Genomic DNA, 7,957 nt, shown 5'->3' with positions numbered 1-7,957 from the left:
ACAGCGCATGGCTTGAGTTCAGTGCAATCGGTGTGGGAGCTGGCTTGCCGGCGATGGGCTGCACAGCAGCCCCGGCAGTCTTAACTGACTGGCATTACCCCGCAGGCAGGCCTGCGGGGGCTCGTTGAGTCAGATCAACGTTGCAGCGAAGACGCGGCCTCCAGGCTCATGCCGCGCGTTTCAGGTGCCAGCCATACCGACACCACCAACCCGGCAAGCGAGACCAGCGCAGCAACCAGCATGGTGTTGCCGATGCCAATGCTCTGCAACGAAATGGGCACCAGCCAGGTACCGGCGGCAGAGCCGATACGCGACATCGACGAACCCATGCCCACCGCAAATGCACGAATTTCGGTAGGGAACAGTTCGTTGGGGTATACCAGCTCCAGCACTTGCGCCCCGCCGATGAACAGCGCATAGGCACCGAACAGCACCAGCACCAGCACCTCGGAGCCGCTGGAGAATACGCCCAGCCCCAACAGTGCCAGGGTGGACCACAGGAAGCTGTGGATGATCAGCGGGCGCCGGCCAAGGGTGTCGATCATGCGTGTGGCGACAATGCAGCCGACCACGAACAGCAAGGTAATCAATACCGAGCCGTAGGAAGCCCAGTCACCTTTGAGGTTGAGTGCCTGCAACACCACCGGTGCAAACGAGTACACCGCAAACATCGGCACCACTGCGGCGCTCCAGAACACCGCGACAAACAGCATGCGCTTGCCATAACCCGAGCGCAGCAGCGCGCTCAGCGACACCTTCTGCTCTGTGGCCTGCTCAGGCATGTTGGCCAGGGAGAAAGACGGCCCGTACACCTGCTTGATGATGCGCTCGGCCTCATCGAAGCGGCCCTTGCTCATCAGCCAGCGTGGCGACTCAGGTGTTTTCAGGCGGATGATGAACAGCAGAGCACCGAGCACCCCGGCGCTTGCCAGCACCCAGCGCCAGGCATCATCACCCCCGCGCGCCAGGATGAAGTTGCCCACGATATAGGACAACGCCGCCCCGGCAAACCAGAGGATGGTCAGCCCGGCCAGGCGACGGCCGCGGTGCTTCTGCGGCAGGAACTCGGTGAGCAATGAACCCGCAACCGGGTACTCAAGGCCCACGCCGACGCCCACCAGGAAGCGCAGCACAAACAGCGCAAAGCCCGACTCCACCCAGAAGGTGCCGACCGAACCGACGATGAACAGGATGGGGCCGATGAAGAACAGGCGACGGCGCCCGACCTTGTCGGTCAGCCAGCCACCCAGGAAGCCACTGCAGAACGTTCCCAGCATGGCCGAAGCGGCAACCAGGCCCTGCCAGAACGAATCCAGCTTGAGGTAATCGGAAAACTGCACGATCACCACCCCGATGATACTCAGGATATAACCGTCAAGAATCCAGCCGCCGCCGGCACGCAGGGTCATCAACTGGTGGAAACGGTTTAATGGTACATCTTCGATTGAAACTGTACTGCTTGTCACAGCGAGTGCCCCTTGTGGTCTTAATTATTGTTGGAACCTGAAGACGTTCAACTCGAACTTCATAGTTGGCACCCGGTTACAGGCAGACGCGCGCGCATGGCGACACAGTCCGCAGCCCCGGGGCGCTCTGACAAATACATTGTCTACTATGTGTAGACACAGCATAGATGAGGCTTTCAGCCAGGGTCAACGCTGCTGGCGGTGTCCAGATGCCGGGTAGTTAGGGAAGGAATCAAGTACCTCTTCGGTGTCAAGTACCGTGCGCTAGGGCAGCGCTGAAAAATAAAATAAAAAGTCGATTTCAGTGGCGCGATCCGACATTTTCATGGCGCTGCCAGAAGGTTCTCGTACGTCAACAACGACCTGCCCGGCATTAAAATTTTTATCAAATAAATGCGCCAATCTGTCGCATGGACAACATCAGCATGTCGCCGAGTGGAAAGTTTGAAACTTGCGTTGTAAATGCTTGTCCAGAACATGTCATTTATTGCCTGAACACGACACCCTGCAATCAACCTGTCAGGCGCCAATATCGGTTTGCCCGCCGTGATAAACGCTGCACCACGAGCGTGTTCCTGCAAGCGAATGCCCGGATGTGCGGTATGGTTACCCGGTAAGCAAAACCTGATTTTCGGAGACCAACATGTTTCGTGTTTTTGAACGCTGGCTCGACCCGTTCCCCCCTGATGAAGTGCCGCCGCCACCGGTGGGCCTGTTGCGTTTCATGTGGGCCTGCACCCGGGGCGCCCGCGGCTACATCCTGGCCCTTGCACTGCTCAGTGCTGCGGTGTCGGTTTACGAAGCCTGGCTGTTTGCCTTCCTTGGCCAGGTGGTCGACCTGCTTTCAAGTTGGCAGGCAGGCGGTGCCGTTGGTGCCGAGGAGCGCCGTGTCCTGTGGGGTATCGGTATCGTGCTGCTGGTCAGCGTCGGGCTGGTGGCGCTGCGCACCATGGTTCAGCACCAGGTGCTGGCGATCAACCTGCCGCTGCGGCTGCGCTGGGATTTTCACCGGCTGATGCTGCGCCAGAGCCTGTCGTTCTTCTCTGACGAGTTTTCAGGCCGGGTCACCACCAAGGTGATGCAAACGGCCCTGGCAGTGCGCGAAGTGCTGTTTACCGTCATCGAAATACTGCCCGGTATTGGTGTGTACTTCATTGCGATCATCGCCCTGGCCGGTGGTTTTGCCCTGAAGCTGATGCTGCCGTTCATTGCCTGGCTGGTGTTGTTCGGGCTGGCCATGCTGTATTTCGTGCCGCGCCTGGGCAAGGTTGGCCAGGAGCAGGCCAATGCCCGGTCGTCGATGACCGGGCGGGTGTCGGATGCCTACACCAACATCACCACGGTCAAGCTGTTCTCGCACTCCAGGCGTGAAGCGCACTTCGCCCGCGCGGCCATGGAGGACTTCAAGCAGACCGGCTTTCGCCAGATGCGCCTGGTCAGCCAGTTCGAGATCGTCAACCAGGCATTGGTGGTGGGCCTGATTTTTGGCGCAGGTGGCTACGCGCTGTGGCTGTGGCACCAGGGCCAGGTCGGCACCGGGGCAGTGGCGGCAATCACCGCGATGGCCCTGCGCATCAACGGCATGTCGCACTGGATCATGTGGCAGATGACCTCGCTGTTCGAAAACATCGGCACCGTGCAGGACGGCATGGCCACCCTCACCCGCGGCCCCAAGGTGCAGGACGCCCCCGATGCAGGCGAACTTGTTACGCAGGGCGGCGCGGTAACATTCGACAAGGTCAGCTTCAACTACAACGGCGAGCGCCAGGTGCTGAACGACCTTAGCCTGCACATTCGCCCAGGCGAAAAGGTCGGGCTGGTCGGCCGCTCGGGCGCAGGCAAATCCACGCTGATCAACCTGCTGCTGCGTTTCTACGACGTGGACAGCGGTGTCATCCGCATTGACGGGCAGAACGTCGCCAAGGTCACCCAGGACAGCCTGCGCAGCGCGATTGGCATGGTCACCCAGGACACGTCGCTGTTGCACCGTTCGATTCGCGACAACATTGCCTACGGCCGCCCGGACGCCACCGAGGGGCAGATACGCGCTGCTGCGGCCAATGCCCAAGCCGACGGGTTCATCAGCCAGCTCAGCGACCGCCAGGGCCGCAGTGGCTACGATACCTTGGTGGGTGAGCGCGGTATCAAGTTGTCCGGTGGCCAGCGCCAGCGCATCGCAATCGCCCGGGTAATGCTGAAGAACGCGCCAATCCTGTTGCTGGACGAAGCCACCAGTGCGCTGGACTCGGAAGTGGAAGTGGCCATTCAGGAAAGCCTGGACGAGATGATGCAAGGCAAGACGGTTATCGCCATCGCCCATCGGCTGTCGACCATCGCGGCCATGGACCGGCTGATCGTGATGGATGAAGGGCGCATCATCGAGCAAGGTACACATGCCGAGCTGCTGGCGAAGAATGGTACCTATGCCCGGCTGTGGCAGCACCAGAGTGGTGGGTTCCTGGGTGAGGACCAGGGGGTGGCCGAGGCGGTGGAATAGGCGAACGTACCCGCCACCGCGCTGCCTTTTTCGCGGGCAAGCCCTAATGCCAGTCCGTTAAGAATGCCGGGGCTGCTGTGCAGCCCATCGCAGGCAAGCCAGCTCCCACACCGATTGCACTGAACTCAAGCCATGCGCCGTACCTGTGGGAGCGGGCTTGCCCGCGAAAAGGGCAACGCAATTCCCCCGCCATGCCGCCTCAATCCATCACTGGCCGGAGCAATGCCTGCGCTTCATACAGTGTGGGCAAATACCGCAAGCGTATTTCATCCACGCTCAACCGCGAAGCATGGGTAGTGATGGTCAGCGTCGCTTTCAACTGCCCGGCCCGGTCCAGCAGCGGCACGCCAAGCACACGCATACCCACTTCATACTCCTGATCGACAATGCAGTACCCCTGCTCCTTCACCCGCAGCAATTGCGCCTCCAGTTGCAGGCGGTCTACCTGCGTGTAAGGCGTCAACGCCTGCACCAGGTTGCGTGCAAAGTACTCGTCCCGCTGCCCCTCATCCAGCCACGCCAACCAGATACGCCCACTGGCCGTGCAGTACATCGGCACCCGTGAACCGGGCCTGATCGACAACGAAGCTACATGGCTATAGCGACTGCGCACCAAGTGGATGATCTCGTCACCATCGCGAGTCCCCACCGACACGTGTTCCTGTATCTGCCGTGCCACCTGCTCCACGATTGGCCGCAGCATGCGCGGTAACTGCGCAGAATCCACATAGGCCTGGCCGATGCGCAAAGCCTTGGGCGTCAGCCAGTAGTCGCGGCTGTCGGTCTCGGCAAAGCCCTCGTGCACCAAGGTCAGCAGAAACCGCCGTGCAGCGCTTGGCGTAAGGCCAGCCAACCTGGCCGCCTGCGGCACGCTCAGGCGCGGCCGCTCGGCACTGAACAACTGCATCAGCGCCAGGCCTTTCTGCAAGCCGGCGATCAGGTCACGGGGGTGGATGACGGGCGTATTCATCAATTCGACTCTTGAGCGGTCAGGAATATCAGCCGATTACTGCGATTACCGGCTCATGATTGCGATTATCGCACTATAAGCCCTCCCAGCGCATTGTTGCTTTCCCACCCCTGCCTCACGCTTGCCTCCACAACAACGCCAATAAGGAGGTCAGCATGATTCGTGGTTCCACTGAACTGGTTGCCATCGTCGGTTCGCCGATTGCCCAGGTTAAGTCGCCCGAGAACTTCAACACCTGGTTCGCCAACAACAACTGCAACGTTGCCATGCTGCCGATCGACCTGCATGAGGCAGCGCTGGACAGCTTTGCCGACAACCTGCGCGGTTGGCAGAACCTGCGAGGCTGCGTGGTTACCGTACCTTACAAACAGGCCATGGCCAGCCGCCTGGATGGCCTGAGCGAACGTGCGGCCGCCCTGGGTTCGGTCAATGTGATTCGCCGCGAGCCCGGTGGGCGCCTGCTCGGCGACAACGTGGATGGTGCCGGCTTTCTCGGCGCAGCACGCAAACATGGCTTCGCGCCTGCCGGCAAACGAGCCTTGGTGATCGGTTGCGGCGGTGTCGGCAGTGCCATCAGCCATGCACTGGGCGAGGCCGGCATTGCCAGCATCACCCTGCATGACCCCAGTGCTGCGCGCCTGGGTGCTGTTTGCGAACTGCTGGGCAATGCCTTCCCCGCACTTGCCATCAGCACGCAATTCAGTGGGCTGGAAGACTTCGACCTGGTGGCCAACGCCTCCCCGGTGGGCATGGGAGCAAGCCAAGAGCTGCCACTGTCTGCCGCGCTGCTGGCGACCTTGCAGCCCGACACCCTGGTCGCCGACGTGGTCACCTCGCCCGAGATCACCCCGCTGTTGAACCGGGCTCGCCAGGTTGGCTGCGCGATCCAGACCGGCCCGGAAATGGCCTTCGCTCAACTCGGCCACCTCGGTGCATTCATGGGCGTCACCCCGTTGGAGATCTGAAGCCATGGCAGCGATCGAGCATACACGACACCATTTTGACCTGGTTGTGCTGGGCAGTGGTGCCGCAGGTTTTGCCACGGCGGCCACGGCGGCGTGCCGGGGGCTGAAGGTGCTGGTGGTGGAAAAGGCCGACCGGTTCGGTGGCACATCGGCGATTTCCGGCGGTGCGGTTTGGCTGTACGGCACCGATCAAGCCCGTACTGCCGGGGCCAAGGACTCGCCCGAGGCCATGCGCACCTACCTCAGGCATGTCATCGGCGACGGCTACGAGCCCGCGCTGGCCGATGCCTTCATCGAGCACGGCCCGCAGGCGCTGCGGTGGCTGGAGCAGCATACCGAGCTGCGCTACGCCCTGCGCCCGCACTCACCGGACTACTACCCGGATGCACCCGGTGCTACGCAGTTCGGCCGAGCACTGGAAATGGTCGAGTACGACGGCAAGCACCTCGGGCAACGCTTCAAGGACCTGCAAATGCCTCCGCCCGGCATGCTGCTGTTCGGCGGCATGATGGTCAACCGCGTGGATATCCAGCATTTTCTCAGCATTCGCCGCTCGCCCCGATCGCTGTGGCACTGCCTGAAGCTGATGGCACGTTACGCCCGGGACCGCCTGCAACACCCACGTGGCACCCGGCTGACTACCGGCAACGCACTGATCGCCCGCCTGGCTACCAGCGCCTTCGCCCGCGACGCACAGCTGTGGTTGCGCAGTGAAGCGCTGGAGCTGATCGTTGAACGGGGTGTGGTCAAGGGCGTGGTAGTGCAGCGCGAAGGCCGTCGCGAACAGGTGCTGGCCCGTGGTGGGGTGGTGTGTGCCATGGGCGGTTTCGCAGCTGGAGCGGTTGCCGCAAGCTACCGCCCCAACGCAGCCGCTACACACTTGACCATGTCGCCCGACAGCAACGACGGCGCAGCCCTGCGCCTTGGCCAAGCCGTGGCTGCCGCCCAGGGCGAAGGGCTGGCGGCCAACTTCTTCTGGGCGCCGGTTTCGCAACTGTGCCATGCCGGAGGTGAGCGCGAGCGCTTCCCGCACCTGGTCACCGACCGGGCCAAGCCAGGCGTGATCGCGGTGGACCTGGCCGGGCAACGCTTCGTCAACGAATCCGACTCTTACCACCACTTTGTGCAGACCATGCTCGCCAAGGATCTGTCCAGCTGCTGGCTGATCTGCGATGCCGAGGCCATGAACCGCTACGGCCTGGGCCTGGCACGGCCCAAGCCGGTGAATAACCAGGCGCTGATCGACGCCGGCTACTTGCACCAAGGCGCAACGCCGCAAGCCCTGGCCCAGGCCATCGGCGTCGACCCGCAGGTGTTCGGGCAAACCCTGGAACAGTTCAACGTCGATGCCCGCAATGGCATTGACCGCGCATACGGCAAGGGCGGCAACAGCTACAACCGCTACATGGGCGACCCGCAACACACGCCCAACCCCTGCCTGGCGCCACTGGCGACCGGGCCGTACTACGCCATCCGCCTACACACCGGTGACCTCGGTTCAGCCCGCGGCCTGGTGACCAACGCCGATGCAAACGTGCTGAACCGCGACGGCCAGCCCATTACCGGGCTGTATGCGGTCGGCAACGACATGAACTCACTGATGAAAGGCACCTACCCCGGCCCTGGCATCACCCTGGGCCCTGCCCTCACCTTCGGCTGGCTTGCTGCCAACCACGTCACCACACGCCTGCAGGCACCAACCACCCAAACGGAGACCCCAGCATGTACTACGAACTGAGAACCTACACCCTCGACCCGCTGAAAATGGCCGACTGGCTGGCCTTGTACCAAAGCCACGCGCTGGAAGTGCAAAGCGAACACCTGGGCAACCTGGTCGGCTTTTTCACCAGTGAGTTCGGCGACGTCAACCAGGTGGTACACATCTGGGGCTATGCCAGCCTCGACGACCGCATGGCACGGCGCGCCGCCATGGCAGCAGACCCACGCTGGGCAGCGTTCTCGCAGCGCAATCGCGAGTTGGGCGCCGTTGTGCGCCTGCAATCGCGGTTGCTGCGGCCTACCGGCTTTTCGCCCCTGAAGTAACGCATGCCCCCTCCAC

Annotated in this window: 6 protein-coding genes; 4 read left to right on the top strand and 2 right to left on the bottom strand. The window is 62.3% G+C overall.

The genetic code is table 11. The features are described from left to right. Nucleotides 1–134 precede the first annotated feature (134 nt). Nucleotides 135–1,466 carry an MFS transporter gene (locus ACIQUI_RS20805; RefSeq protein ID WP_403202287.1) on the bottom strand — a complete coding sequence of 444 codons (1,332 nt, stop codon included), beginning with the start codon at nucleotides 1,464–1,466 and terminating at the stop codon, nucleotides 135–137. A gap of 643 nt (nucleotides 1,467–2,109) precedes the next feature. Between ACIQUI_RS20805 and ACIQUI_RS20800 the strand changes: the two genes are divergently transcribed. Continuing rightward, the gene (locus tag ACIQUI_RS20800; protein ID WP_403202284.1) at nucleotides 2,110–3,963 is read left to right on the top strand and encodes an ABC transporter ATP-binding protein; all 1,854 of its coding nucleotides are present in this window, start codon (nucleotides 2,110–2,112) and stop codon (nucleotides 3,961–3,963) included. 199 nt (nucleotides 3,964–4,162) lie between these two features. Here the strand turns inward: ACIQUI_RS20800 and ACIQUI_RS20795 are convergent, their stop codons facing one another. After that, nucleotides 4,163–4,933, bottom strand: coding sequence for an IclR family transcriptional regulator C-terminal domain-containing protein (locus tag ACIQUI_RS20795; RefSeq protein WP_403202281.1), 771 nt, complete (start codon nucleotides 4,931–4,933; stop codon nucleotides 4,163–4,165). Between the two features lie 155 nt (nucleotides 4,934–5,088). Between ACIQUI_RS20795 and ACIQUI_RS20790 the strand changes: the two genes are divergently transcribed. From ACIQUI_RS20790 to ACIQUI_RS20780, 3 genes are read left to right on the top strand one after another with little or no spacing between them, the layout of a single operon-like run. Further along, the gene (locus ACIQUI_RS20790) at nucleotides 5,089–5,898 is read left to right on the top strand and encodes a shikimate dehydrogenase family protein (protein ID WP_403202278.1); all 810 of its coding nucleotides are present in this window, start codon (nucleotides 5,089–5,091) and stop codon (nucleotides 5,896–5,898) included. 4 nt (nucleotides 5,899–5,902) lie between these two features. Then, a complete protein-coding gene (locus tag ACIQUI_RS20785; protein ID WP_403202275.1) occupies nucleotides 5,903–7,636 on the top strand; it encodes an FAD-dependent oxidoreductase in 1,734 nt (577 codons plus the stop codon). After that, nucleotides 7,621–7,941 carry an NIPSNAP family protein gene (locus tag ACIQUI_RS20780; RefSeq protein WP_403202272.1) on the top strand — a complete coding sequence of 107 codons (321 nt, stop codon included), beginning with the start codon at nucleotides 7,621–7,623 and terminating at the stop codon, nucleotides 7,939–7,941. The genes ACIQUI_RS20785 and ACIQUI_RS20780 overlap by 16 nt, the downstream gene beginning before the upstream one ends. Nucleotides 7,942–7,957: the final 16 nt, after the last annotated feature.

The organism is Pseudomonas sp. NPDC090592 (assembly GCF_044769185.1).
GTDB lineage: Bacteria > Pseudomonadota > Gammaproteobacteria > Pseudomonadales > Pseudomonadaceae > Aquipseudomonas.
The sequence above is the reverse complement of the archived record's forward strand: the minus strand, read 5'-3'. Positions and strand labels throughout refer to the sequence as shown.

Bases quoted from the DNA above. Each gene is read 5' to 3' on its own strand.
- ACIQUI_RS20800 (WP_403202284.1), top strand. From the start codon at position 2,110: ATGTTTCGTGTTTTTGAACGCTGGCTCGACCCGTTCCCCCCTGATGAA.
- ACIQUI_RS20795 (WP_403202281.1), bottom strand. From the start codon at position 4,933: ATGAATACGCCCGTCATCCACCCCCGTGACCTGATCGCCGGCTTGCAG.
- ACIQUI_RS20790 (WP_403202278.1), top strand. From the start codon at position 5,089: ATGATTCGTGGTTCCACTGAACTGGTTGCCATCGTCGGTTCGCCGATT.
- ACIQUI_RS20785 (WP_403202275.1), top strand. From the start codon at position 5,903: ATGGCAGCGATCGAGCATACACGACACCATTTTGACCTGGTTGTGCTG.
- ACIQUI_RS20780 (WP_403202272.1), top strand. From the start codon at position 7,621: ATGTACTACGAACTGAGAACCTACACCCTCGACCCGCTGAAAATGGCC.